Origin of the sequence: Streptomyces sp. NPDC005863 (genome assembly GCF_042871345.1) — a bacterium.
Lineage (GTDB): Bacteria > Actinomycetota > Actinomycetes > Streptomycetales > Streptomycetaceae > Streptomyces.
Genome location: NZ_JBIAII010000011.1, coordinates 182,619 through 207,101, shown reverse-complemented (window position 1 = coordinate 207,101; position 24,483 = coordinate 182,619). Strand labels below are relative to the sequence as shown.

Genomic DNA, 24,483 nt, shown 5'->3' with positions numbered 1-24,483 from the left:
CCGGGCCGCCCGGCACGGGCACGCCGTCCGGCACGCTCAGCAGCGGCTCGCTCAGCAGCGCCGCGCCGGAGCCACCGACCTGACCTCGGCCGCGGGGATCAGCCGGCGCCCCGGGCGCCCCTTCCCGCTCCCGCCGTCGACCGTCCGGTCCGCCACCCGGATCGTCACGCCCCGTGCGTCGCTCACCACCAACTCGCCGCAGTACGTGCCCTTCGTGGACGTCACCAGCACGGGCGCGGTCGCGGCGGCACGGGCCCCGCCCTTCTCGTCCTCGCCCTTCCCCGCACCACTCCCCTCCTCCGCGCCGACCGGCACGACCCAGCTGACGGCCAGGGCGGCGACGATCGCGCACAGGCCCACGACCGAGCGCCGGCGCGCCGAGGCCAGGGCGTCCTGGGTCCGTTCGACCTCGTCGAGCACGGCGGCGAAGAGCCGGTCGCCGCTGAGCCAGACCTGCTGCCCCACCTGGCCGTGCGCGGCCCGCACCGCCTGCAGCGCGCCGGAGAGGAGCAGGGCGAAGGCGCCGACGAGCAGCCCCGCCGTGGTCCACCGCCAGACGTCGGGCATCCCCGCGACGCTCTCGCGCCCCTTGAGCACGAAGACGGCGCCGACCAGGCCGGTGAGCCCGGCGAGGCCGTTGCGCCAGCCCTCCGCCTGCCGCCGCACGGCGCCGAGCTGGTCGGTCTGGAGCTGCTGGCCGAGCTGCGCGAACCGCTTCTTGGCGAGGTCGGTCACGGCGTGGTCCCGCCCGTCGCCGGTGGCGGCACCGGTACGTCCCAGAAGGCGCCGCACCCGGAGTCGGGCGACTCCGGCGGGCGCTCCGGATGCGGGTAGCCGCACCCGCAGATGACGGGGATCGGGCCGGTGAAAGGCTCGGGCCTGGTGCGGCGGCCGCGTGCCTTGGCGGAGCCCAGCATCCCGTAGGCGATCCGGAAGACCGTGCGGCCCCGGCAGACCGGGCAGTCGCCGGTCACCGTGTACCACCGGCCGTCGGCGGAGCGCTCCACGGTGAAGGGGGCGGCGGGCCGGACCTCGGACTCCTGGAAGGAGGTGGGTTCATGGGCGGGCATGGGGCGTTCGCTCTCCGTCGTTCGGGCGGTCGGATGGGAGCAGGTTGACTGCGGCACGGTCGGCCTCGGGCCGCCGCTCCCCTTCGGCCCGCCAGGGGACGGCCTCCGGCGTGGGCGCGGGTTCCGCGGGGCAGTGCGCGGGCGGGGTGAGGCCGAACAGCGGGGCGTACAGGGCGAGTCGGTCCCGAACCCACCGGGTGGGCCGGCCCACCTCGCGCGCCACGACGGCGACGTGTTCGGCGGTCACCTGCCCGGTGAGCGCGGGGGCGCGGCCGGTGTACCGCTGGGTGAGCAGGACGAGGTCCTCCCAGGTCGGTACGGTGTCCGACTCCGGCCGTGCCATGGTCAGTTCGACGCCGAAGGGACGGTAGAGGGCGAGCCGGTCCCAGGCCCGGTCCAGGGACCAGCCGAAGCGGCCCGCGACGCGGACGAGGTCGAGGGGGGTGACGGGGCGGTCGCCGACGAGGTCGGGCTCGAAGAGGGCGGTGTCGTGCGGGGTGGGCCGGTGCTCGCGCCAGGCCGGGTCGTCGTCCGTGACCTCCTGCCAGGGGGCGCCGAGGGGCGCGTAACGGCTCAGGGCGTCGAGGCTCTGGCCGAGGGTGTCGCCCTGGTCCCGCGCGTGGTGGATCAGGCGGCTCACCCGGGGCGCCGGCTGCCACACCACGCCGTCCCGCCCCGTCAGACAGCAGGCCAGCACGTCTCGCTGGGAGGGGCGCACCCCGGCGAGGGCCGGCGGGAGCGGCGCGTCCAGGGACACCTCGTGGCCGGTGAGGGGGCCGAGTTCGGCGAGCCGGGCGAAGGCCTCCCCCAGCGGCAGCCGGGCCGTGGCGGCGGCCAGCAGGGCGTACGGGGCGTCGTAGCGCCGCTGCTCGGTGTCCGTCGTGTACAGGTTCTCGTCCACGCGGTCGAGCACGGCGAACCGGGACGCCTGGTCGGGCAGCAGCTGCAGATCGGTGCGGGACAGGTTCCGCCAGCTGTCGACGAGGGCCGGGGCCGACGTGTGCACCAGGCCGTGTGCCGCCAGCCACGTCAGGGTCTCCCTGACCCGCTCCGCGTCGGCCTGGACCGCCGTCACCGCACGGGCCGTCTCCCTCAGCCGAGCGGGGGTGCGGCCGTGCCCCCGGTCGCCCCAGAGCCGCTGGTCCGGGTCCCGCAACAGCTCACACTCCAGGCGGCTGGAGACGTGCCCGGCCAGCTCCCCGAGGTCGGGCACGCACATCCGGCGGCCCTCGACGACGGGGGCGAAATGCCGGATCACCTCGGCGAAGGTGAGCCCCAGCTCGCCGGAGGCGACCGCCAGGTGCACGAGCGACAACTCCGCATCGGCGGCGGGGTAGTCGAAGAGCCGGGTGTACTCCTCCCACAGCGCGTCGCCCGGACCCGGCCCGGACAGCGGCGCCTCCGCCCTGGGCCGGTCCGGGACGGCGGGCAGGTCCGGCAGCCCCCACCACGCATGCCGCCGCAGGACGCGCCCGTACTCCTCATCGGCAGGCCGCTCCCCCACCCCCCATCCGCCCTTGGGCCCGGCCAGCAGGGGGTGCCAGGACAGCGCGTCGAGTTCGGCGGCGGTCGCGACGGCGTCGGGCGGATCGGCGTGCGGCGCCGGCGGCGCCTCGACCCGCACTCCGACCGCCGCGAACCGCCGGGCCCGCTCCAGCGCCTCGCGCACCTGCACGCCCGCCTTCAGCGCATAGCCACGGAGCCACCAGAGCAGGGAGACCTCGCCGTCCCGGTCGGGCCCCCAGTGCGTCAGCATCCCGTCGTACACGCTCTCCCCCATCAGCAGCCGACGGTCGACCGCGTCCAGCTCCATGGCGTGCGCCACGTCCAGGTCGGGCACCTCCGGTACGTCGACGCCGGTGATGGCGTGGCAGCGGACCCGGCGCAGGAGCTCGCCCATGGTGCACGGCTCGCCCTCCGGCGGCAGCGCGGCCCGCAGCAGGAAGTCGCTCATGCTCGTCCCGGGCGTGGCGACGCGGGACTCCCACGCCTGCGGGGCCGGATACCCCTCGACGGAGTCCGGTACGGGGAGGTCGAGCCCCCGCTCGGCCCGTCTGATCCAGACGTCCCGCAGGACGGCGGAGCGCCACGCCCGGTAGGAGTCGCACACCATCGAGAAGACGCCGCCGCTGCCGTACTTGTCGCGCTCCCAGGCGAGGCCCGGGTCGCCGGGGAAGTAACCGACCCGCCGGAAGGGAATGACCGCGGCCCGGTCCCAGGTCAGGCTGCTCGCGACGGTGGCGTCCGCGGCCAGCAGCCGCTCCGTCAGGGTGGTCGCGCCCTCGGGCAGCCAGGGGGCGAAGTCCCAGAGCCACTCCAGGCTGAACCACTCGGGCGGCTCGAACCGGGCGCACGCGTCCAAGATCTGGCGGGCCACCCAGGTCTGGTCGTAGGAGAACACGCGGGTCCTGCTGGTGCTGATGTCGGGCGTGTGCGCCTCCCGCAGGTCCATCACGCAGCCGAAGGGGAAGCCCCGCAGCCGGCTGCCGAACGGCTCCTCCTCGCCTCCGGCCAGCCAAGGGGGCAGCGACGACTCCCGTTCTGCGGACCCGTACCCCGGCTCGGCCGCGGACTCGGCGACCAGCACCCCGTCCGCGAGCAGCCGCCCCTTCCCCGGCACCCACCACAGATCCCGGGAAGCCCGCGTCGCCCGCGAGGCGTCACCCTCGTAATAGAGGGCGTCCGGCTCCCACTCCCGTACCGTCTCCCCGTCCCGCTCCACCCGCATCCGGAAGTCCGAGCGCCACACCAGCGCCCCGAGCTCCCGCGCCACGTCGACCGGATCGCCCTGGAGGTACAGGCGCACGCAGGTGCCGCCGCCCGGCTGGGACTCGTCGCGCTCGCCGATGCGGAACAGGCTGCCGCTGGACGCGATGTCCACCCGCAGGCCGCGCCCCGACTCCGCGCGCCCGTAGCGGTCCGTGGCCCGCGTGGAGATGCTGATCTCGTCGGCCAGCATGAAGTAGCTGAACACCCCTACGCCGAAGCGGCTGTTGGGGTAGATCCGCAGGTCCTCGTCGACCCGGCGCCAGCGGGCCTGCTCCCTGCGGTACTCGCGGGACTGCTCGAAGCGGCGCCCCGCGCGGGAGAACGTGCCGCGCAGGGTGTCGCGCCCCATCCCGACGCCGTTGTCCTCGCACTCCACGTAGGGGCGCCCTTCGTCGTCCGTCCCCTGCCGGAAGACGATCTCGCCCTGCCAGCTGTACGGGATGGACTTGCCGGCCTTGCCGTAGCGCAGCCGGGCCTGCCGGTAGCGGCAGGCGTCCAGCGCGTTCTGGTACAGCTCGCGCAGGGCGAGGTTGCGGTCGCCGTACAGCTGGGTGCCCATGAGGAGTTCGCGCATCTCGTCCTCGGCGAGACCGAAGCGCATGAGCGGCACGCCGTAGGCGTCGCCCTTGGTGCGGGGGTCGTACTGGGGGCGCAGCCGGCCGCAGGTGACCCGCTCGGGCAGATGCGCGAGGAGCCCGTCGGGTCCGGCCCCGCCCACCTGCCGCCCGATGTGCAGCACCGCGTCGTCCGTCCAGCCGGTCAGCGCCTCAAGACCGGCGTGCACCGCGGGGTGCGGGCACTGCAGGTCGAGGTCGACGGTGCGGGCGTAGCGGTCCCTGACCCAGCGCAACTCCCGTACGCTCTCGACGGCTTGGCGGGGCACGAGCCCGTCGGCCACGCCGATGTTGTCGACGAGGACGCCGGGCAGCTCCCTGAGGTCACCGCCGAGCAGTCCGGCCACCGCGATCAGCCAGGACAGCTCGCGCGGGCGCCAGCTCTCGGTCACCTCACGGCTGCCCGGGGTGCCCGCGCGCACGAGTTCGCCGAGGCGGAAGGGCGGATCGCGCTCGTCGTCGTACGACGGGGTGGGGACGACCCCGGTGTGGCGGCAGACGCGGACGAGTTCGTCGGTGAGCTCCTCCACCCGCCGGGCGGGCGCCTCGTCGCCGATGAGCGCGGTGGCGAGCGGGGCGAGGAGCTGGGCGGCGTAGGCCTCGTCCCACAGCTCCTCCCTGCCGCGCACATGCCGGTGCATGAGCCAGGCGGCGACGGCCCGCGCCTCCTCGTCCCGGCCGCGGGCGGCGAGTTCACGGCCCTTGCGCCAGATCAAGGCGTGCGCGGCGAAGGTGTGCTCCAGGCCGGCCCGCTCCGTACGGGTCTCGGTCTCCGCCCCCGTCGGATCGAGGTGGAAGGCCCCGGCCTCGACCGCGGCCTTCACCCCGAGGGCGTACAGCGCCTCGCGGACGAACGGCGCCGCCGCGAGCACGGCGAACTCGCCCGCGTCGAGCAGCGGCCCGCCCTGCGTCTGCGAGGGGGCGAGCAGGGGCCCGAGGCCTCGGGTGAGGACCCGCACGGGGTAGTCGTCGTCCGCCCACGGGTCGGACACCCCGGCCATCGAGGCGGCGTACCACCGCGCGCACTCCCGGGTGAGCCGCACGAGGGCCTCCTGGAGCCGGGTCCTGCGCGTGTCGTCGCAGCGGACGGCCGCCCACAGTTCGGGGTCGCGCACGGCGGTCGTCCACGACTCCCGCAGGGTGCGGCCCGAGCAGAGCGGCACCGGGGCGATGGCGTCGGGGCCGCTCGGCGCGTAGTGCGGGGTGGGGGTCTGTTCGTGCCGGGCGGCGCGGGCCAGTTCGGCGGTGCGCGTGGTGGTGTACGTGATGACCTCGGCCACGGTGCGCGGCGAGGTGTCGGCGTGCAGGGCCTCGGCGAGTGCCCGCGTGAAGTGGCTGCCCTCTTCGTCGTCGGAGCCGCAGGTCTGGCCGGGGCCGCAGCCGAAGAGGACGGCGACGCGGTCGCGCCAGGAGGGGAAGTTGGTCGCCGGGCCGCCGTGCGAGCCGCCGCCCGCCGGGCCCGCCGGGTCGCGGCAGGCGTCGAGGGTGAGGAGCACCGTGCCCGCCCGGCAGCCCTGGAGCAGCGAGGTCAGGTCGAGGCCGATGAGGCTGTCGACGGCCACCTCGGGCGGTTCGGCGGCCCAGCTCAACTGGGCGTCGGCGGGCACGAGATGGTCGGCGCCCGCGACGGAGAGGCCGTGTCCGGTGAAGTGGACGAGGACGGTGGCGTCCTCCGGCGCGGTGCAGCAGATGCGGCTGATCGCGCTGCGGATACGGGAGCGCTGGGCGGGCCGGTCGGGTGTGAGACCGAGGACCTCGACGCTGTAGCCGGAGGAGCGCAGGGCCTCCTGCACGAGCTCCGCGTCGCGGTGCACGGCCGGGGTCAAGTCCGGGAACTCCTCCTCGAGTTCGTACCTCGGAACGGCGACGACCAGTGCGCGTTTGCTCTCCCCCATGGCCCGTGCCTCCCCGTTGAACCGAGCTCGACGCGGGCCAGGATCCCACAGGGCCCCGGGGTGATACCGGCGCAGGCACCGCCCCGGGCCGCTAGGGCCTGTCCGGCGGATCAGGTCGCATCCGGGGGGCCCGCGCGTCTTCGTGCCGGTGAGCGGTGTCTGGCGCGTCGAGATGCAAGGCGGAGGAGGGCGACAACGCGGAGCGTTGGCAACCGACGACAACGCCGCAGGTCGGCGTGGCAGACCCCGCGCCCGCGACAAGATCCGCCGGACAGGCCCTACCCCCTCACCAGACGCGCACCGACGCCCCCGAGGCGAAGACGGGGCTCGTCGCGTCGGCGGGCGGCTCCTTGAGGGGGTCGTCCAGTTCGCCGACCGTGGGCCCCACGCGGGCGGCGATCTTGTCGAGCCGCGCCAGGTCGAACCCGTAGACGCGGGCCGCGTTGCCGCCGACCATGGCCGCGATCTCCTCCCTCGGCAGGCCCGCGTAGGCGGTGCGCAGGCCTTCGCGGGAGTAGGGGTACGTGCCCTCGTCGTGCGGGTAGTCGCTGCCCCACATGATCTTGTCGAGGCCGATCCGCTCGCGCTGGGCCGCCTCGTGGGGGCGCATGAAGCTGGCGCCCACGAAGCAGTTGTCGCGCCACACCTCGGAGGGGCCCTTGCCCATCGCGTCGGCGAGGCCCGCGCCGAACTTGGCCTCGGCCGTGTCCGGGCCGTCCGCCTTCCTGGCCGCCGCGACGAGCCGCCCGTGGTAGTAGTCCAGCATGTCGAGGACGCCGGGTATCCACCCCGAGCCCTGTTCGGTGAGGACGAGGCGGAGTCCGGGGTGGCGGCGGAAGGCGCCGCCGAAGACGAGGTGCCACAGCGCCCGGTGCGAGAACCACGTCGTCTCGACCATGAAGACGGCGCGCGCGGCCGGCTCCTCGCCCAGCGGCGGCGAGGCCGACCCGGCGTGGTGGTTGACCGGCACGCCCAGGTCGGCGCAGGCCGCCCAGATCGGGTCGTAGGCCGCCGAGTGGAGCTCGGGCAGGCCCGAACCCGGCGGGGTGCCCGGCAGCATCAGGCCACCGGTCAGGCCCGCCTCCACCGAGCGGTGGATCTCCGCAACGGCCCGGTCGACGTCGCCCAGGAGGATCTGGAAGACGCCTGCGCGGCGGCCCGGCGCGGCGGCGCAGAACTCCGCGAGCCACCGGTTGTGGGCGCGCAGGCCTGCCCACCGCTGCTCGAACTCCTCGCGGGTCGGGGCGGGCGCCATCAGGGACGCCGAGGGGAAGAACGGCGGGATGGTGTTGGGGAAGACGACCTCGGCGACGATGCCGTCCGCCTCCAGCTCGGCGACGCGCCGGTCGGAGTTCCAGTTGCGGTCGGCGGTGTCCGCGAGGAGGTCCTCGTACGGATTGACGTAGGTGGCCGCCCACGCGTCGAACGCATCGTGGTGGCGTGACTCCAGGTAGGGCCGGTAATCCAGGAGGTCGGCGCCGGCGTGACAGTCGGCGGAGATGACGGTGTAGCGGTCCTCGGTGCCGTGCCGTGCGCTCATGCGTCCGCCCCCAGTACCGGGAAGTCGTGGTCGGTCAGCCAGTGCCGGCCCACCTCGCGCGAGCGCGCCCAGGAGGCCTCGACGGCCGACTGGGCCGCGCCCCCGGTGGCCTGGCCGAGGTCGGCCGGTGTCGGGCCGATGCGGCGGGCCAGCGGCGCGAGCTTCGCCGTGTCGAAGCCGAAGACCTCGGCGGCGGCGAGCCCCAGCATGCGGCGGGTCTCCGCCACCGGGATGTCGTGGAAGGTCTTCCGCAGCCACGCGCGCGTGTCGGGCCAGGTGCCCTCGGGGTGCGGGAAGTCGCTGCCCCAGAGGATGTTGTCGACGCCGATCTCGTAGCGCTGGGCGAGCTCGCGGCGCTTGGTGTTGGTGGCGCAGACGAAGAGCTGGCGGTCCAGGTATTCGTGCGGCGGCCGCTTCAGCTCCGCGAACGGGGAGAGCTTCTTGCCGCCGTGCGCGCCCAGGTAGAGCCGGTCCATGAACCACAGGAGGTTCGGCAGCCACCAGCAACCCGACTCCGCGACACCGAACTTGAGCCCGGGATGGCGTTCGAAGACGCCGGACCAGAGCATGAACCACAGCGGCCGGGCGGGCCACCAGGTCACTTCGGAGACGTAGATCCCGAGGTGGTCGCCGTACTCGTGGCGGGGCGCCGCGCCGGAGTGGGTGACCAGCGGCATCGCGCACTCGGCGGCCGCCGCCCACACGGGGTCGTAACGCCGGTCGTGGTAGGGCGCCTTGTCGACCCACATGGAGGGGATCATCAGCGCGCCGAGCCCGGACTCCTTGGCCCGGTGGACCTCGGCGACGACCTTGTCGACCTCCCCGGTGACGGGCAACAGGGCGACCCCGCAGTGCCGTTCGGGATGTTCGGAGACGAACTCGGCGAGCCAGCGGTTGTGCGCCTGCGCGCCCGCCATGCCGAGTTCGGGGTCCTGGTCGCCACAGAGGCCGAGGCCCACGCCGAAGGGCGCGGCGGTCCGGCTGTCGACGGCGTCCGCGTCGGGGAAGACGACCTCGGCGGCCACGCCGTCGCCGTCGAGTTCCTTGAGGCGCTGCGCGGCGTCCCAGCCGCCGCGCAGTCCCTCCTCGTTGTCCTGGAACCACTTGGCGGCGAAGGCGTCGTTGCGGATGCCGAGCCGGGTGGCCTCCTCGCGGCGGGCGTCGCGCTCGCCGAGGAAGGTGTCGAAGTCCCGGTGGAAACGGCGGTCGAGGTAGGGCCGGTACTCCTCGGTGGGGAGGCCGGCGTGGCAGTCGGAGGAGATGATCAGGTAGGGGTCCTGGTCGGTCATGACGTGCCCTTCAGTCCAGAATGAAGCTCTCCAGATACGCCGGGTTCGCGCGGTCGAGCATCGAGCGCGACCTGGCCTCGATCTGCCGGTCGCTGTGCTCGCTCGGCGGCAGCAGCCAGAAGCGGCCGGCCGCGATGCCCCGCGCCGCGAAGTCCGCGACCTCCTCGACGGGCGTGAACTCCACCTCCTGGCCGGCCTCCTTCATCGCCGTCTCCCACTGGTCGAGGCTGCGGTAGGGGCTCTTGCGGGGGCGGGTCTTGGCGTACCGCTCGGGCCGGTTGCGGTGCGACTCCCACAGGCCGGTGCGGAGCATGTGGGGGCCGGGGAAGAGCACGGAGGCGCCCACGCGCGCGTGCTCCGCCTTCAGATGGGCGTACAGCGACTCGGTCATCGTGACCACGGCGGCCTTGGTGACCGCGTACACGGAGGCGGTGGGCAGCGGGGCGATGCCGCCGTCGGCGGAGGAGGTGTTGACGACGTGGCCCGGCTCGCCTCCCGCGATCATCCGGGGCACGAAGGCCTGGATGCCGTGGAAGACACCCCACACGTTGACCTCGAAGGCCCACTTCCAGTCGTTCGGCTCGTGCTGCCACATGCGGCCCTCGGCGCCCGAGCCGACGCCCGCGTTGTTGCACAGCACATGGACGGCGCCGAACGTGTCGTACGCCGCGTCGGCGAGGGCGACGACCTGCTCGCGCGAGCCGACGTCGACCACGCGCGCGTGCACGCTCGCCCCGTCCTCCCGCAGCGAGGCGGCCGCCTTCTCCAGGGCGCTCTCCTCGACGTCGGCGAGGACCACCTTCAGACCGTCGGCCGCGAACCGCCGTGCCAGGGCGAGTCCGATGCCGCTCGCCGCCCCGGTGACGACGGCGACCTGTCCCGCGCGCAGCTCCATCAGGCGCTCCCCTCGGGCGGCCCGTCGAGGATCTGCGCGGGGTCGTCGTAGCGCTGGTGGATGTAGGGCAGCAGGGCCTGCGCGCTGACCCGCTCGACGACCTTGCCCTGCTGGTCGGAGGTCTTCTCGCCGATGGTGAGCTCGACGAGCGCACGCACCGGCAGGTCGGCCACCGGGTCGTACATCGACTCGCGCAGCACGACGTCGCCGGTGACCGCCTCCAGCTTGCGCACCTTCTCGTTGCGCGTGCAGTGCACGAGCACCGGGTCCGCGTCGAAGCCCGAACCGTCCACGGCGGGCAGGAACTTGAAGTAGAAGTCGGTCTTGCGCGTCGGCTCCGGCAGCGGCAGCTCACCGCTGACCGCGCCGCGCACCTCCACGAACGCGATGCCGTGCCGGGCGAGCCTGGCCCGTACCACCAGGCCGTCCCGCTCGACCTCCACCTCGCCGAGCTTCTTCGGCTCCCCGAAGACCTCGCGCCCGCCGATCAGGGCCCGCTCGTGGGTCATCGGCATCACCAGCGGATACCAGCCCGCCACGCCGGCGTGCTCGGCGGCCACGGCGACCGAGCCCGCGCCCAGCGGATAGCCGGGCAGGTCGACCTTGCTGATGTTCGCCCGCACCAGGGGGCGCCCGGTGGGTTTCAGCGGCGGCGGCAGGACCGCGGCCACGGCGTCCGGATCGCTCTCCCAGACGGCCACCACCCCCGTCGACCAGATGTCGGGGAGCTTGGAACTCGCGGTGCGCGCGGCGGCGATCTCCGCCTCGTCGCGCGCCCCGTAGCGAACGCGTGCCATGTCGTACCACCCTTCGTCAGCGCGGAATCAGGTCCGCGGCCGGGACTTGCGGCGGTTCTGTAACACAGTTACAACAGGAGCCGTGAAGGGTAAAGAGACAGAGCGCGTCGAAGCGCGGAGCCCGCGCCCGCACCTGGACCGCGAGCAGGTGATCGAAGCCGCCGCGCGCCTGGTCAAGCGGCACGGCCCCGAGGCCCTCACGATGCGGGCGCTGGCCGCCGAGCTCGGCGCCGCCGTCACCTCGATCTACTGGCACGTCGGCAACCGCGAGTCGCTCCTGGACGCCCTCGTCGAACGCACCCTCGCCGACCTCGGCGAGATCCGCGCCACCGGCCGCACCCCGGCGCAGCGCGTCGCCGCGGTGGCCCGTGCCCTGCGCCATCAGCTCCTCGACCATCCGCACCTCGTCGCGATGGTCCACGAACGGGGCCTCACCGAAAGGATGTTCCTGCCCGCCCAGCGGACCCTCGTGTACGAGGTGCACCGGGCGGGGCTGCGCGGCGCCCGCGCCGCCGAGGCCGTGCGCGCCGTCCAGGTGCACGTCGTCGGCCACGTCCTGGTCGAGCGCTACCGCGAACGTGCCCCGGAGCAGCACCCGGGCGAGGAGGAGTTGTGGACCGCGCGGGCCGCGGAGGAGGACGGCGCGCTCGCCCGCGCGCTGGCCGGACCGGTCGATCCGGAGGCGCTGTTCGACACCTCGGTCAGGGCTCTGGTGACGGGACTGCTCGGACCGGCGACCTGACTGTCAGTCGCGGCCCGTATCCTCATGGACCATGCTCGAAGACCGCACGACCGCAGCGTCCGCAGCCCCCTGGCCGGCCGCGTACCCAACGGGGTACGCGGTCGTCGACGTGGAGACCACCGGCCTGGCCCGCGACGACCGCATAGTGTCGGCCGCCGTCTACCGGGTGGACGCCCGGGGCGAGATCGAGGACCACTGGTACACGCTGGTCAATCCGCAGCGCGACCCCGGACCGGTCTGGATCCACGGCCTCACCAGTGAGCTGCTCGCCGGCGCGCCGCTCTTCTCGGACGTCGCCGAGGAGTTCGCGAGCCGCCTCGACGGCCGCGTCCTCGTCGCGCACAACGCCGTCTTCGACTGGTCGATGATCGCCAGGGAGTACGCGCGTGCGCAGCGCACGGCCCCCGTCCGCCAGCGGCTGTGCACCATCGCGCTCTCCAAGGAGCTCGCCCTCCCGCTGCCCAACCACAAGCTGGAGTCGCTGGCCGCGCACTTCGGCGTCGAACAGCGCCAGGCGCACAACGCCCTGGACGACGCGCGGGTGCTCGCCGAGGCGTTCCGGCCCAGTCTGCTCGCGGCGGCCGGGGGCAATGTCCGGCTGCCGCTCCTGGAGTGCCGGCCGCTCACCGAGTGGTCCGACGGCGCGGCCCGCGTGGTCCGCCAGGCGACCGGGCCGACGCCCGTCTCCTCGTACCGGCCCGGGAGTTGGCGCCCCTCGCGGAAGCGGCCGCCGTGCCCGCACCCGAACCCGGGGCGTTATGAACCGGGCAAACCGCTCAAGCAGGGCATGCGGGTGGCGTTCTCCGGGGACACCTCCGTGGAGCGCGAACTGTTGGAGGACCGGGCGGTGGACGCCGGGCTGCACATCGCGACGAGTGTGTCCCGGCTCACCAGCCTGCTGGTGACGAACGACCCGGAGTCCGGCACCTCCAAGACCGTCAAGGCGCGCTCGTTCGGCACCCCGGTGATCGACGAGGCCGCCTTCGGCCAGCTGCTCCAGGACGTGGCGCCCGCCACGGAGGCGTAACCGCACAGACGTTCCTCGCCCGCGCAGGCGCCCGGGGCCGCCCCGGGCGTCAGACGGGTGATTGCCGCACGACTCGCCCGCCGACCCCTCGCCCCGCACCGCCGCAACGTTTCACCCTGTGGCGCATGGCACGTTGCGAGGTCTGCGGAAACGACTACGGCATGTCCTTCGAGGTGCACGCACAAGGTGCGGTGCACGTCTTCGACTGCTTCTCCTGCGCCATCCACCGCATGGCGCCCATCTGCGAGCACTGCCGGTGCCGCATCATCGGCCAGGGCGTCGAGGTGGAGGGCCACTGGTACTGCGGCGCCCACTGCTCGCGCGCGGAGGGACGGGTGGGCATCGTCGACAACGTCTGAGCCGGACATCGTCCGAGCCGGTCCCCCGCGCCCCCGCCCATCCCGACCCGACCCCTCCCCCGACACCCCGCGGCCCTAGAGGTACGGTCGTGGGGTGTACCGCTTCCTGTTGACCCGGCAGTGGGTGATCCTCACCCTCATCGCCCTCGTCCTCATCCCCGTGATGGTCGAGCTGGGATTCTGGCAGCTGCACCGTCACGAGCACCGCGTCGCGCAGAACCAGCGGGTCACCGAAGCGCTGGCCGCCGACCCGGTGCCGGCCGAGAAGATCACCTCGCCGGGCCACGAGGTGCCCAAGGCGGACCTGTACCGCCGGGTGCGCGCCAAGGGGACGTACGACACCCGGCACGAGGTCGTCGTGCGGCGGCGCACCAACGCCGACGACGAGGTCGGCTTCCACGTCCTCACCCCGTTCGTCCTCGACGACGGCAAGGTCCTGCTCGTCAACCGCGGCTGGATCCCGGCCGACGGCCCGCAGACGGCCTTCCCCAAGATCCCCGCCGCCCCCAGGGGCGAGGTCACCATCACCGGCCGCCTGAAGGCCGACGAGACCTCCGCGGCCAGCGGCATCAAGAACGTCCGCGGCCTGCCGGACCGTCAGATCATGCTGATCAGCAGCGGCCAGCAGGCCGACAGCCTCGGCAAGCAGGTCCTCGGCGGATACGTCGAACAGACCTCGCCGGAGCCCAAGGACGGCACCCCCGAACTCATCGCCGAGCCCGACCACAGCGGCATCGGCCCGCACATGGCGTACGCGGTCCAGTGGTGGCTGTTCGCCTCGGGCGTGCCCATCGGCTGGGTCGTCCTGGTCCGCAGGGAGAAGCGCGACCGCGCGGCCGCCGCGCAGGCCCCCGCCGAGGAGACCGTTCCGGCGCACGCCTGAGCGCCGCCCCGGCCGGCCGTCCGCGCCCGCCGGGCGCCCCGGATTGGCCGGGCCCCTTCCCGGGAAGCCGTTCCCCGTGCATCACCCCATCGAGGATTACGCGCTCATCGGCGACCACCAGACCGCCGCCCTGATCGGCAGGGACGGCTCCCTGGACTGGCTCTGCCTGCCCCGATTCGACTCGGCCGCCTGTTTCGCCGCGCTGCTCGGCGACGAGGAGAACGGCCACTGGCGCATCGCACCCAAGGGCGCCGGTGCCTGCACCCGGCGCGCCTACCGTCCCGACTCCCTCGTCCTCGACTCGGAGTGGGAGACCGACGAGGGCTCCGTGCGCGTCACCGACTTCATGCCGCAGCGCGACCGCGCCCCCGACGTCATCCGTATCGTCGAGGGCCTCAAGGGCAGCGTCACCGTGCGCAGCACCCTGCGGCTCCGCTTCGACTACGGCTCCGTCATGCCCTGGATGCGCCGGCGGGACGGACACCGCATCGCGGTGGCGGGCCCCGACTCCGTGTGGCTGCGCAGCGAACCGGCCGTGCACACCTGGGGCCATGACTTCGGCACCCACTCCGAGTTCACCGTCGAGGAGGGCGAGAAGGTCGCGTTCGTCCTGACCTGGCACCCCTCGCACGAGCCGCGCCCCGCCCTGGTCGACCCGTTCGACTCCCTGCGCGACAGCCTCGCGGACTGGCAGGCCTGGGCGGCCCGGTGCGGCTACGAAGGCCCGCACCGCGAGGCCGTCGTACGCTCCCTCATCACCCTCAAGGCCCTCACCTACGCCCCGACCGGCGGCATCGTGGCCGCCCCCACCACCTCGCTCCCCGAGGAGCCCGGCGGCGTACGCAACTGGGACTACCGCTACTGCTGGCTGCGCGACTCCACGCTCACCCTGGGCGCGCTGCTCGCGGCCGGCTACTCGGAGGAGGCCGAGGCGTGGCGCGACTGGCTGCTGCGGGCGGTCGCGGGCGACCCGGCCGACCTGCAGATCGTGTACGGCCTCTCCGGGGAGCGGCGGCTTCCCGAGTACGAGCTGCCCGGGCTGCCCGGCTACGCGGAGTCCGCCCCGGTGCGCATCGGCAACGAGGCCGTCAAACAGCTGCAGCTCGACGTGTACGGGGAGGTCGTCGACTCGCTCGCCCTCGCCGACCGCTCCGGCCTCGCCACCCCGCCGCACGCCTGGCACCTCCAGCTCTCCCTGCTCGAGTTCCTGTATGAGAAGTGGCGCGAGCCGGACCAGGGGCTGTGGGAGGTGCGCGGGCCCCGGCGCCACTTCGTGTACTCCAAGGTGATGGTGTGGGTGGCCGCCGACCGCACGGTGCGCGCCCTGGAGCAGAACCCGAAGCTGCCCGGCGACGTCGAGCGCTGGCGCCGGCTGCGGGACGAGGTGCACCGCGAGGTCTGCGAGCGCGGCTACGACGCCGACCGCAACACCTTCACGCAGTCCTACGGCTCCGTCGAACTGGACGCCTCGCTGCTGCTCATCCCGCGCGTGGGCTTCCTGCCGCCCGACGACCCGCGCGTCATCGGCACCATCGACGCGGTCCACGCCGAACTCGGCAACGACGGGTTCCTGCGCCGCTACACCGCCGACCAGACGGTCATCGACGGACTGCCCGGCCAGGAAGGCGTCTTCCTGGTCTGCTCGTTCTGGCTGGCGGACGCCCTGCACATGACGGGCCGCACGAAGGAGGCGCGCGAGCTGTTCGACCGGCTCCTCGCGCTCCGCAACGACGTGGGGCTGCTCGCCGAGGAGTTCGACCCCGCATCGGGTCTGCAGCTGGGCAACTTCCCGCAGGCGTTCAGCCACATCGGTCTCGTCAACACCGCCCTCGCCCTCTTCGGCGGGGACGCGGCAGGATAGGAGCCATGGATCTTGGACTGAAGGACCGTGTGTACGTAGTCACCGGCGCCACCCGTGGCCTCGGCAACGCCACCGCCCGCGAGCTGGTCGCGGACGGCGCGCGGGTCGTGATCACCGGCCGGGACGAGAAGACCGTCGCCGAGGCCGCCGCCGAGCTCGGCGAGCGGGCGGTGGGCGTCGCCGCCGACAACGCCGACCCGGCGTCCGCGGACGCGCTGATCGGCGCGGCCCGTGAGCACTTCGGCCGCTTCGACGGCGTACTGATCAGCGTCGGCGGCCCCGCCCCGGGCTTCGTCGCGGACAACACCGACGAGCAGTGGCAGGCCGCGTTCGAATCCGTCTTCCTCGGCGCCGTGCGGCTCGCCCGTGCCGCGGCCGCCGGGCTCGGCGAGGGCGGCGTCATCGGCTTCGTGCTCTCGGGCTCGGTGTACGAGCCGATCGCGGGCCTGACCATCTCCAACGGGCTGCGCCCGGGGCTCGCGGGGTTCGCCAAGTCCCTCGCGGACGAGCTCGGACCGCGCGGCATCCGGGTCGTGGGGGTGCTCCCCGGCCGGATCGCCACCGACCGGATGCGCCAGCTGGACGGCCTCTCGCCCGACCCGGAGGCCACCCGCGCCGCCAACGAGGCGGGCATCCCGCTGCGCCGCTACGGCACGCCGGAGGAGTTCGGCCGCACGGCGGCGTTCCTGCTCTCGCCCGCCGCGTCGTATCTGACGGGCGTCATGGTGCCGGTGGACGGCGGCTCGCGCAGCGGCTTCTGACGGCGCTTCGCACGGGCGCTTTTTAGCGGCGCCCGAAGGCGTACGGGTCCCGTCGCGGTCAACTCACCCGTTCCGCGCGGTGCTTGAGGCCGCGCAGCCGCACCGTGGCCGGCAGGGCGTCGAGGCCCGCCGAGTCGCGGGCGTGCGCGAGGGTCTCGTCGGACAGCCGGTGCAGCGTGTCGGCGGGCGCGGCGTGGGGTTCGAGGACGAGCTGCACGCGCGCCCGCGGCGTGCCGCGCCGTCCGGTCAGGGTGGCCCGGGCGCGGTCGACGCCGTCCAGCGTCTCGGCCTCCCCGGCCAGTACGTTCTCCATGGCCCGGCCGCGCAGCGACGCGCCCTCGCCGTCCCCGGTCGCCACCAGGACCTCCGCGAGGCGGCGCCTGCGCAGCTGGGCGGAGAGCCACCACAGCGCGAGCAGCAGACACACCGCGAGGGCGGCGATGACCGCGGGCCAGAACCAGCCCTCGTCCCGCCACCGCGTCCGGTCGGCGGCGCGGAGCAGCACGTCGTGCCGGCCGTCGTGGATCCACCAGGAGGGCGGCGACGCGCCGAGCCCGACGGCGAGCACGGAGCCGCCGAGGACGAGCAGCACGAGCCCGATCAGGGCGAGGACGATCCGGTTGACCGTGCGCAGCATGGCGCTCATCCCTTCCTGCCGGGCCGGGCCACGTGGACCGAGAGGCCCGGGTCCCGCGCCAGACCGAGATCGCGGATGCCGTCGGACAAGGTGGCATCCAAGTCGCCGCGTACGTCGTCGAGTTCACGGAAGTGCGACACGGCGCGCACGGCCACCTTGGAGCGCGTCATGCGGACCCGCACGGACTGCACGCCGGGCACGTCCATCGCCCGGTCGCGCAGCACCGTCGCGGCGGCGCCGCGGTACAGGCCGCCGCGCACGTCGGCATGGGTGCGCCGCATCGGCAGGATGGACCGCATCCCGGGCGTCACCGCGAGGAGCAGGAGCCAGAGCCCGAGGACGGCGGCGACGGCCGCGCCGACGAGCACGGCCGTGTCGTCGAGCGGCCGCTCACCGAGCTGGCGGGCCAGTTCACGCCGCCAGCGCATCGCCGGATGGTCGGCCCGTACGGCGACGATGTCGTACAGGAGCAGTCCGGAGCCGCCGAGGACGAGCAGGGCGGCGATCGCCGCGGGCACCCGGCGGGCGGACCAGAACCGGCCCGCCTTGCCGTCGTCGCCGGAGAGCGTCGGCAGTGGCTGGTAGGCGGACGCGGAGGCGGATCGGTCGACGTCGTCCGAACGGTCGGGGTCGGCCGGTCGGTCGGGGGCGCCCGAACGGTATGCGCCGCCCCGCCCGGCGAGGTCGTCCGAACGGTCTGCGTCGTCCCGCCCGCCGAGGTCGTCCGACTGGCCGGAGGAGTCCGGCCGGTCGGAGGCGCCCGTCCGGTCGGAGACGCCCGAACGGTCGGGGGCGCCCGAACGGTCTGTGTCGTCCGGCCCGTCGAGATCGTCCGACTGGCCGGAGGCGCCCGTCCGGTCGGGGACGCCCGGCCGGTCGGGGACGGGGGTGCTTCCGGACTCGATGACCGGGAGGCGCTGGGTCGCGCCCTCGGTGTCGTCCGCGCCATCCGAGCCATCCGCGTCGTACGCCTCGTACGCGTCGCTCGCCCGGGGGTCACTCATCGTGTCCTCCCGCCGTGTGCCGCGGCGCGGACCCGCGCCGAGTGCAGCCGCTCCACCTGGACGGCCACCTCGGGCACGTCCATCCCCGCCAACTCCTTGACCTGCTGGGCGACATGGCGACGCACCGCGCCGCACTGGCCGCCGATGTCACAGGGGTAGTCCAGTTCGAGGCTGACGCGGACGCGGGCCTCGTCGTGGCGGACGGAGACCGTGGCACGCGGCGGTGGGCCGTCGGGCGGGACCGCGTCCACCGCCTCGCGGGCGGCCTGCGCGGCGATCTTCGCGACGACCCGGTCGGCGATGGTGGTCGCGCCGCGCTCACCCGGCGCGACCTGTGCCGCCACCGCTCACCGCCGCCGGTCGCCGCGGCCGCGGAAGAAGTCGCCGGGTTCCAGGTCCCCCTCGAGGAACCGCCCGGCCACGAAACCGATGGCGCCCAGGGCGGCCACCAGCAGGAACGCCCCGAAGCCACCGAAGTATCCGGCGAACCCGAGAGCCATTCCGGCCACCATGCCGATCACGGCCATGCTCATCGTGCGCTCCTTAACGAGACGTCCTACTGGAGGCGTCCCTGGGGCTCGTCGTCATCGTCCTCGTCGGGCAGTTTCACGTCGCTCACCGCGATGTTGACCTCGACGACCTCGAGCCCGGTCATGCGCTCGACGGCCGCGATCACGTTCTCGCGCACGTCCTGTGCGACGTCCGAGATCGCCACGCCGTACTCGACGACGATCTCCAGGTCGAGCGCGGTCTGCACCTCGCCGACCTCGGCCTTCACTCCGCGCGTCACGGATTTCGAGCCGCCGGGGACCCGGTCGCGCACGGCCCCGAAGGTCCGTGCGAGGCCGCCGCCCATGGCGTGCACGCCCTCGACGTCGCGGGCCGCGAGGCCGGCGATCTTCTCGACCACGCCGTCCGCGATGGTGGTGCGGCCCCGGCTGCCCGGGGCACCGCCGCCCGTTCCGCCCGCGGACTTCGCCGCGCCCGGGTTCGGGGAGTCCTTCTCCAGCGTCTGCGACGCCTTGCGCTGTCCGGTCTCGGTCATCGCCGTCCCGTTCCTTTCGACAGGGGATGTGCTCCGTCGAATGAGGCTGCTTCTGCGCCCACAGTAAGCGCGGCCCCGCGCTCGCGCGCCCGGGATGCGGCAGGGTGGAGCCATGACGGGCGAGGGTTGGACGCAGGCGGTACGCCGACAGCTGGGGCTCGGCCGGGTCCTGCCACTGGGCGGCGCGCAGGACGGCGCGTGGGTGACGGAATCGGCCGCGGACACCGCGTTGCGCCGGATGGCTGACAAGGTCGCCGGTGTGCGGCTCGGTACGGTGCGCATCGCTCAGGCCGACCCGGGGCGCGCCGTCGAGCCCGCGGTGCCGGCGCCGCCGAGCGCGCTGTCGCCGGGGCCGCTGCGGATCACCGCGGAGTTCACGGCCGTGGCCACGGAACCGCTGCCCGCGGCGGCGGACCGGCTGCGGGCCGCGCTGACGACGGCGGCGCACCGGCTCGGCCTGGCGGCCGAGGAGGTCGACCTGACGGTGACGGGCCTGCTCGACGAGGGCGCCGACGCGGGCGCCGCTCCGCGGACCGGTCCCGCGCACATGGCGCCGACGGAGTCCGCGCCCCCGGAGCGGTCGGACGACGCCGACGAGGCGCGCGTCGCGCGGGCCGCCCTCGCGGTGCCCGGAGTGGTCCGGCTGACCGGGGTGATCGGCGGCGCCGTTCATCTGGAGGAGCACCCGGCGACGGACACGCTGCCGCGCCGCCACGCACGCCTGGAGCTGGCCACGGGCAGCGGCCACCGCGCCCTGGACGTGGCCCTCGCGGTCCGAGCGGCAGTAGGCGCGGCCCTCCCCGACCACCCGACGGTGGCGGTACTGGTCACCGAGGTGGGCTAGCGGTCCCCCGGAGGACCAGCCGACCACGCCCCAACGCGAGCCCGCCGGCCACAGCCCGACACCGGCTAGCGGAGCGCACCAGGCCCACGGACCGGCACCACCAAGCGGAGCGCCCCGAGACCCGCCGGGCAGGCTTGAGCCCCAGCCCGGAACAGGGCAACGCCAGACGCACAAGGCCGACGCCCCCCTCCGGCACGCCGAGCGGGGCGCGCCAGGCCCACGGACCGGCACCGCCAAGCGGAGCGCCCCGAGACCTGCCCGACAGGCTCCGGGCCCGGCCCGGAACTAGGGCACCGCCAGACGCCCAAGTCCGGCGGCCACCGTCCGGCGCGGGGCGCGCGGTCCGCGTAAGGCCCAGGGGCCAGGGTCAGTCGTCGAGCCCCGCCAGGTCCCGCAGGCGGCGGCCCTGGGCCGCGCGCTCGGCGACGCGCTGCTCCTCGTACGAGCGGGCCGCGGCGCCCTGCAGCAGTGCCTTGGTCTCGATGACGGCGTCGCGGGGCGCGGCCACGAGTGCGGCGGCCAGATCCTTGGCGGCGGCGTCGAGCTGGTCCGCGGGCACGACGAGGTTGGCGAGGCCCACCCGCTCGGCCTCGTCGGCGTGCACGAAGCGGCCGGTGGCGCAGATCTCCAGCGCGCGGGCATAGCCGACGAGCCCCACCAGCGGGTGGGTGCCGGTGAGGTCGGGGACGAGGCCCAGGCTGGTCTCGCGCATGGCGAACTGCACGTCGTCCGCCGCGATCCGCAGATCGCAGGCGAGCGCGAGCTGGAAGCCGGCACCGATGGCGTGGCCCTGGACGGCCGCGATGGAGACGATGTCGCTCCGCCGCCACCAGGTGAACGCCGCCTGGTACTCGGAGATCGTGGCGTCGAGGAGGCCGTCCTCACCGCGCGCCAGATCGATGAAGGACGGCTCGCCGTCGAAGCCCTCGGGCGTGAACGCCTGCCGGTCGAGGCCCGCGGAGAAGGACTTGCCCTCACCGCGCAGCACCACGACACGGACGCTGCCCGGCAGCAGCTGACCTGCCTCCGTCAACGCCCTCCACAGCGCGGGAGATTGGGCGTTGCGCTTGGCCGGATTGGTCAGCGTCACCGTGGCGACGGCCTCGTCGATGGTGAGGCGTACGCCGTCCTTGTCGAGAACCGGTGCGAGCTCGCTGTCGGGCGAAGCCATGGGTGCCTCCGATGGGTGCGGTCGGACCGGGCGCGCGGGAGCGCCCGTAAGTGACTGCACAGTAACCACCCGGCCGAAGTACCGGCCGACCGGGTGGTCACCATCGGAGCATGGGACAGCCTGCCGCCCGCCGTCAGCCGGCGGCGGCCTTCTTGCCTCGCGTCGCCCCGCCGCGTCCCCGCAGCGTGACGCCGGACTCACTGAGCATGCGGTGCACAAAACCGTACGAACGGCCGGTCTCCTCGGCCAACGCCCGGATGCTCGCACCGCCGTCGTACTTCTTCTTCAGGTCTGCCGCGAGCTTGTCGCGCGCGGCGCCGGTTACCCGGCTGCCCTTCTTCAGAGTCTCGGCCACCCGTGCCTCCTCATGGGAAGTGCGCTCTGGACTTCTCATGATCACCCCTCGCGGGCTTCCTGGCCACCCATTCGACAAGGTCCATACGCCGAGGTTTGTCGCTCCATAAGCGGCGAACACGAGCGGAATTAACGATTCCGCGCGCCGAATTTCGTTCGCTCGACGAAGCGACACAGAGAACCCGCAGGTCAGAGAGGCGCCAAGCGGAGGGGGAGACTTCTGCGCAGGTCACCGCCGAAATCCGTGTATGACACACCTCGGTACGAGGAGAGCTCACACAGATGAGGGATCACGGATCGGCCGAATGATCCATACCCAGTGGATCAGCCATTCGATCAAGCGCGGTGGACGCCCCGGGCCGGGGCGTCCGGGAACGCCGCCGCGTCAGGCGAGGGCGACCAGGTCCGCGTAGTCCTGGCCCCACAGGTCCTCGACGCCGTCCGGCAGCAGGATGATCCGCTCCGGCTGCAGCGCCTCCACCGCGCCCTCGTCGTGGGTGACGAGGACGACCGCTCCCTTGTAGGTGCGCAGCGCGCCGAGGATCTCCTCGCGGCTGGCCGGGTCGAGGTTGTTCGTGGGCTCGTCGAGGAGGAGGACGTTGGCCGAGGAGACGACCAGGGTCGCCAGCGCGAGCCGGGTCTTCTCGCCGCCGGAGAGCACGCCGGCCGGCTTGTCGACGTCGTCCCCGGAGAAGAGGAACGAGCCGAGCGTCTTGCGCACCTCGACCAGGTCGAGGTCGGGGGCGGCCGAGCGCATGTTCTCCAGGACCGTGCGCTCGGGGTCGAGGGTCTCGTGCTCCTGCGCGTAGTACCCGAGCTTGAGGCCATGGCCCTCGATGACCTGGCCGGTATCGGGCTTCTCGGCGCCGCCGAGGAGCCGCAGCAGGGTGGTCTTGCCCGCGCCGTTGAGGCCGAGGATGACCACGCGCGAGCCCTTGTCGATGGCGAGGTCGACGTCGGTGAAGATCTCCAGCGAGCCGTACGACTTCGACAGGCCCTCGGCCATCAGCGGCGTCTTGCCGCACGGCGAGGGCTCGGGGAAGCGCAGCTTGGCGACCTTGTCGTTCTGGCGCACCGCCTCCAGGCCCGCGAGGAGCTTGTCGGCCCGCTTGGCCATGTTCTGGGCGGCGACGGTCTTGGTGGCCTTGGCGCGCATCTTGTCGGCCTGCGAGTGCAGCGTCGCGGCCTTCTTCTCGGCGTTCTGGCGCTCGCGCTTGCGGCGCTTCTCGTCGGACTCGCGCTGCTGCTGGTAGAGCTTCCAGCCCATGTTGTAGACGTCGATCTGGGCGCGGTTGGCGTCCAGATAGAAGACCTTGTTGACCACCGTCTCGACCAGGTCCACGTCGTGGGAGATCACGATGAAGCCGCCGCGGTACGTCTTCAGGTAGTCGCGCAGCCAGACGATCGAGTCCGCGTCGAGGTGGTTGGTCGGCTCGTCCAGGAGGAGCGTGTCGGCGTCCGAGAAGAGGATGCGGGCCAGCTCGATGCGGCGGCGCTGACCACCGGAGAGCGTGTGCAGGGGCTGGCCGAGCACGCGGTCGGGGAGGTTCAGCGCGGCGGCGATGGTGGCGGCCTCGGCCTCGGCGGCGTACCCGCCCTTGGTGAGGAACTCCGTCTCCTGGCGCTCGTACTGCTTCAGGGCCTTCTCGCGGGTGGCGCCCGCGCCGTTCGCGATGCGCTGTTCGTTCTCGCGCATCTTGCGGATCAGTACGTCGAGGCCGCGGGCGGAGAGGATGCGGTTGCGCGCGAGCACGTCGAGGTCGCCGGTGCGGGGGTCCTGCGGGAGATAGCCGACCTCTCCGGAGCGGGAGATCGTGCCGCCCGCCGGGATGCCCTCACCGGCCAGGCACTTGGTGAGGGTGGTCTTGCCCGCGCCGTTGCGGCCGACGAGGCCGATGCGGTCGCCCTTCGCGATGCGGAAGGTGGCGTTCTCGATGAGGATGCGGGCGCCGGCGCGCAGCTCGATGCCGGAAGCGGTGATCACGGGGGTACTCCTGAACAGAGTGGACGGCGAGTGGGACGACTGAGGTGCTCGGGACCGGTGGCTATGCCGTCCAACTGAGGAGAGGAGCTGCCATGGCAGCCAGTCTAACGGGCCGTCGCAACTACTTTTCTGGGCGAGGGCCGCGCCCGGCGCCCCGCCGGACGTCCCCGTTGCCGAGCGGTGTGCGCCCCGGAACGATTCTGCCGTAGTCGTCCACCGCGATGACCTGCGCGGTCCATGCCGCGGTGGCGCTCGTACAGGGCTGGGCGAGCAGCAGGGCCGCACCGTGACGCACGGAACGCGCCGGTTCGAAGGCGCAGCCCCGGCGGGCGGGCAGCACCCAGCGCAGATCGCCGTCGGCGGTGCGGTAGGCGGCGATGCGGTGCGGGGTGACGACGGCCAGCATGCGGGCGCCCGGGGTGAGCGGCTGCAGGACCCCGGCGCCGCCGCGCGCGGCCGGGCCGCGCAGCCAGGGCGCGCTCTCGGGGATGGCGCGGTGCCAGCGCACCGAGCTGCCGTCGGCACGCGCGGTGTCGGTGACCATGCCGTCGTCCCAGAGCGTGAGGGCGTGGCCCGGCGCGGGCAGCACGGTCACCGGACGGCGTCCCGCGCGCGTGTACGTCCAGCGCGGGCCGCCGCCCACGGTGTCGTACGCCTCGACCGCCCGGCCCCGGGTGCGCAGGCCCGGTTCCGTGCCGGTCCCCGCCGCGCGCGTGTGGACGGTGAGGCGGTCCCCGTAGGGGGCGGGCCGGGCGTGGTGGGCGGCGGTGACGAGCGGCAGCGCGAGGAGCGCGAGCGCCACGGGGAGCGCGACGCGGACGCCGCGGCGGACCGGCGCGGGCAGGCAGGAGCGCGCGCCGGACGCCTCGTGCGGCAGGCCGGCCGCGTCGAGCGGCAGAGCGGACATGACGCCCCCCTTCGGTACCACTGCCCACGGATCAG

The 24,483-nt window shown here is 73.8% G+C and carries 22 protein-coding genes and 1 pseudogene; 7 read left to right on the top strand and 16 right to left on the bottom strand.

Translation table 11 applies throughout. The features are described from left to right. Nucleotides 1-51: 51 nt before the first annotated feature. The 7 genes from ACFYO9_RS31535 to ACFYO9_RS31505 all read right to left on the bottom strand — a co-directional run bounded on the left by ACFYO9_RS31535 (nucleotide 52) and on the right by ACFYO9_RS31505 (nucleotide 10,869). Nucleotides 52-735, bottom strand: coding sequence for a hypothetical protein (locus ACFYO9_RS31535; RefSeq protein WP_358777495.1), 684 nt, complete (start codon nucleotides 733-735; stop codon nucleotides 52-54). Then, entirely contained in the window at nucleotides 732-1,070 is a 339-nt protein-coding gene (locus tag ACFYO9_RS31530; protein ID WP_355818740.1) for a hypothetical protein, read from the bottom strand. Before ACFYO9_RS31530 ends, ACFYO9_RS31535 begins: the two co-directional genes overlap by 4 nt. Beyond that, nucleotides 1,057-6,348: a caspase family protein gene (locus ACFYO9_RS31525; RefSeq protein ID WP_358777494.1), complete on the bottom strand. Its 5,292-nt coding sequence runs from the start codon at nucleotides 6,346-6,348 to the stop codon at nucleotides 1,057-1,059. Before ACFYO9_RS31525 ends, ACFYO9_RS31530 begins: the two co-directional genes overlap by 14 nt. 286 nt (nucleotides 6,349-6,634) lie before the next feature. After that, nucleotides 6,635-7,888 (bottom strand): amidohydrolase family protein, encoded by a 1,254-nt coding sequence (locus tag ACFYO9_RS31520; RefSeq protein WP_358777493.1) that lies wholly within the window; start codon nucleotides 7,886-7,888, stop codon nucleotides 6,635-6,637. Then, a complete protein-coding gene (locus ACFYO9_RS31515; protein WP_358777492.1) occupies nucleotides 7,885-9,177 on the bottom strand; it encodes an amidohydrolase family protein in 1,293 nt (430 codons plus the stop codon). Before ACFYO9_RS31515 ends, ACFYO9_RS31520 begins: the two co-directional genes overlap by 4 nt. A gap of 10 nt (nucleotides 9,178-9,187) precedes the next feature. Further along, complete coding sequence (locus ACFYO9_RS31510; RefSeq protein WP_355818731.1) at nucleotides 9,188-10,072, bottom strand: SDR family NAD(P)-dependent oxidoreductase; 885 nt, start codon at nucleotides 10,070-10,072, stop codon at nucleotides 9,188-9,190. Further along, entirely contained in the window at nucleotides 10,072-10,869 is a 798-nt protein-coding gene (locus ACFYO9_RS31505) for an acetoacetate decarboxylase family protein (protein ID WP_355818728.1), read from the bottom strand. Before ACFYO9_RS31505 ends, ACFYO9_RS31510 begins: the two co-directional genes overlap by 1 nt. An 82-nt stretch (nucleotides 10,870-10,951) precedes the next feature. Here ACFYO9_RS31505 and ACFYO9_RS31500 point away from each other — a divergent pair, with 82 nt between their 5' ends. The 6 genes from ACFYO9_RS31500 (at nucleotide 10,952) to ACFYO9_RS31475 (ending at nucleotide 16,502) form a co-directional block, all read left to right on the top strand. Further along, nucleotides 10,952-11,611 (top strand): TetR family transcriptional regulator, encoded by a 660-nt coding sequence (locus ACFYO9_RS31500; RefSeq protein ID WP_358777491.1) that lies wholly within the window; start codon nucleotides 10,952-10,954, stop codon nucleotides 11,609-11,611. 31 nt (nucleotides 11,612-11,642) lie between these two features. Then, complete coding sequence (locus tag ACFYO9_RS31495; protein ID WP_355818722.1) at nucleotides 11,643-12,638, top strand: DEDDh family exonuclease; 996 nt, start codon at nucleotides 11,643-11,645, stop codon at nucleotides 12,636-12,638. Between the two features lie 125 nt (nucleotides 12,639-12,763). Next, nucleotides 12,764-12,997, top strand: a complete 234-nt coding sequence (locus ACFYO9_RS31490) for a hypothetical protein (RefSeq protein ID WP_150166323.1) — start codon at nucleotides 12,764-12,766, stop codon at nucleotides 12,995-12,997. Between the two features lie 94 nt (nucleotides 12,998-13,091). After that, entirely contained in the window at nucleotides 13,092-13,880 is a 789-nt protein-coding gene (locus tag ACFYO9_RS31485) for an SURF1 family protein (RefSeq protein WP_358777490.1), read from the top strand. A 76-nt stretch (nucleotides 13,881-13,956) separates the two neighbouring features. Next, on the top strand, nucleotides 13,957-15,741 hold the full coding sequence (locus ACFYO9_RS31480) for a glycoside hydrolase family 15 protein (protein ID WP_358777489.1): 1,785 nt from the start codon (nucleotides 13,957-13,959) through the stop codon (nucleotides 15,739-15,741). A 5-nt stretch (nucleotides 15,742-15,746) separates the two neighbouring features. After that, entirely contained in the window at nucleotides 15,747-16,502 is a 756-nt protein-coding gene (locus ACFYO9_RS31475; RefSeq protein ID WP_358777488.1) for an SDR family oxidoreductase, read from the top strand. 58 nt (nucleotides 16,503-16,560) lie between these two features. On the opposite strand, the gene amaP is transcribed toward ACFYO9_RS31475, so the two are convergent. From amaP to ACFYO9_RS31450, 5 genes and pseudogenes are all read right to left on the bottom strand, one after another. Then, nucleotides 16,561-17,148 (bottom strand): alkaline shock response membrane anchor protein AmaP, encoded by a 588-nt coding sequence (gene amaP, locus ACFYO9_RS31470; RefSeq protein ID WP_355818708.1) that lies wholly within the window; start codon nucleotides 17,146-17,148, stop codon nucleotides 16,561-16,563. After that, a pseudogene (locus ACFYO9_RS31465) lies at nucleotides 17,145-17,750 on the bottom strand (DUF6286 domain-containing protein); the annotation flags it as partial. The pseudogene ACFYO9_RS31465 and the gene amaP, both read right to left, overlap by 4 nt. Nucleotides 17,751-18,139: 389 nt before the next feature. Beyond that, nucleotides 18,140-18,487, bottom strand: a complete 348-nt coding sequence (locus tag ACFYO9_RS31460; protein WP_355818705.1) for a hypothetical protein — start codon at nucleotides 18,485-18,487, stop codon at nucleotides 18,140-18,142. A 3-nt stretch (nucleotides 18,488-18,490) separates the two neighbouring features. Continuing rightward, the gene (locus tag ACFYO9_RS31455; protein WP_355818703.1) at nucleotides 18,491-18,676 is read right to left on the bottom strand and encodes a hypothetical protein; all 186 of its coding nucleotides are present in this window, start codon (nucleotides 18,674-18,676) and stop codon (nucleotides 18,491-18,493) included. Between the two features lie 23 nt (nucleotides 18,677-18,699). Continuing rightward, nucleotides 18,700-19,188 carry an Asp23/Gls24 family envelope stress response protein gene (locus tag ACFYO9_RS31450; RefSeq protein ID WP_355818700.1) on the bottom strand — a complete coding sequence of 163 codons (489 nt, stop codon included), beginning with the start codon at nucleotides 19,186-19,188 and terminating at the stop codon, nucleotides 18,700-18,702. Nucleotides 19,189-19,300: 112 nt separating this feature from the next. Here ACFYO9_RS31450 and ACFYO9_RS31445 point away from each other — a divergent pair, with 112 nt between their 5' ends. Beyond that, a complete protein-coding gene (locus ACFYO9_RS31445) occupies nucleotides 19,301-20,032 on the top strand; it encodes a nucleopolyhedrovirus P10 family protein (protein ID WP_355818698.1) in 732 nt (243 codons plus the stop codon). A gap of 367 nt (nucleotides 20,033-20,399) precedes the next feature. Here ACFYO9_RS31445 and ACFYO9_RS31440 read toward each other — a convergent pair whose 3' ends face one another. The 4 genes from ACFYO9_RS31440 to ACFYO9_RS31425 form a co-directional block, all read right to left on the bottom strand. Continuing rightward, a complete protein-coding gene (locus tag ACFYO9_RS31440; protein WP_355818695.1) occupies nucleotides 20,400-21,203 on the bottom strand; it encodes an enoyl-CoA hydratase/isomerase family protein in 804 nt (267 codons plus the stop codon). Between the two features lie 133 nt (nucleotides 21,204-21,336). Continuing rightward, nucleotides 21,337-21,558 (bottom strand): helix-turn-helix domain-containing protein, encoded by a 222-nt coding sequence (locus ACFYO9_RS31435; protein WP_055550175.1) that lies wholly within the window; start codon nucleotides 21,556-21,558, stop codon nucleotides 21,337-21,339. Nucleotides 21,559-21,942: 384 nt separating this feature from the next. Continuing rightward, nucleotides 21,943-23,541: an ABC-F family ATP-binding cassette domain-containing protein gene (locus ACFYO9_RS31430; RefSeq protein WP_355818691.1), complete on the bottom strand. Its 1,599-nt coding sequence runs from the start codon at nucleotides 23,539-23,541 to the stop codon at nucleotides 21,943-21,945. 121 nt (nucleotides 23,542-23,662) lie between these two features. Next, nucleotides 23,663-24,448, bottom strand: a complete 786-nt coding sequence (locus ACFYO9_RS31425; protein ID WP_358777487.1) for a hypothetical protein — start codon at nucleotides 24,446-24,448, stop codon at nucleotides 23,663-23,665. Between the last annotated feature and the right edge of the window lie 35 nt (nucleotides 24,449-24,483).

Bases quoted from the DNA above. Each gene is read 5' to 3' on its own strand.
- ACFYO9_RS31475 (WP_358777488.1), top strand. From the start codon at position 15,747: ATGGATCTTGGACTGAAGGACCGTGTGTACGTAGTCACCGGCGCCACC.
- ACFYO9_RS31445 (WP_355818698.1), top strand. From the start codon at position 19,301: ATGACGGGCGAGGGTTGGACGCAGGCGGTACGCCGACAGCTGGGGCTC.
- ACFYO9_RS31495 (WP_355818722.1), top strand. From the start codon at position 11,643: ATGCTCGAAGACCGCACGACCGCAGCGTCCGCAGCCCCCTGGCCGGCC.
- amaP (WP_355818708.1), bottom strand. From the start codon at position 17,148: ATGAGCGCCATGCTGCGCACGGTCAACCGGATCGTCCTCGCCCTGATC.
- ACFYO9_RS31440 (WP_355818695.1), bottom strand. From the start codon at position 21,203: ATGGCTTCGCCCGACAGCGAGCTCGCACCGGTTCTCGACAAGGACGGC.
- ACFYO9_RS31455 (WP_355818703.1), bottom strand. From the start codon at position 18,676: ATGAGCATGGCCGTGATCGGCATGGTGGCCGGAATGGCTCTCGGGTTC.
- ACFYO9_RS31425 (WP_358777487.1), bottom strand. From the start codon at position 24,448: ATGTCCGCTCTGCCGCTCGACGCGGCCGGCCTGCCGCACGAGGCGTCC.
- ACFYO9_RS31510 (WP_355818731.1), bottom strand. From the start codon at position 10,072: ATGGAGCTGCGCGCGGGACAGGTCGCCGTCGTCACCGGGGCGGCGAGC.
- ACFYO9_RS31505 (WP_355818728.1), bottom strand. From the start codon at position 10,869: ATGGCACGCGTTCGCTACGGGGCGCGCGACGAGGCGGAGATCGCCGCC.
- ACFYO9_RS31520 (WP_358777493.1), bottom strand. From the start codon at position 7,888: ATGAGCGCACGGCACGGCACCGAGGACCGCTACACCGTCATCTCCGCC.
- ACFYO9_RS31490 (WP_150166323.1), top strand. From the start codon at position 12,764: ATGGCACGTTGCGAGGTCTGCGGAAACGACTACGGCATGTCCTTCGAG.
- ACFYO9_RS31530 (WP_355818740.1), bottom strand. From the start codon at position 1,070: ATGCCCGCCCATGAACCCACCTCCTTCCAGGAGTCCGAGGTCCGGCCC.
- ACFYO9_RS31515 (WP_358777492.1), bottom strand. From the start codon at position 9,177: ATGACCGACCAGGACCCCTACCTGATCATCTCCTCCGACTGCCACGCC.
- ACFYO9_RS31525 (WP_358777494.1), bottom strand. From the start codon at position 6,348: ATGGGGGAGAGCAAACGCGCACTGGTCGTCGCCGTTCCGAGGTACGAA.
- ACFYO9_RS31450 (WP_355818700.1), bottom strand. From the start codon at position 19,188: ATGACCGAGACCGGACAGCGCAAGGCGTCGCAGACGCTGGAGAAGGAC.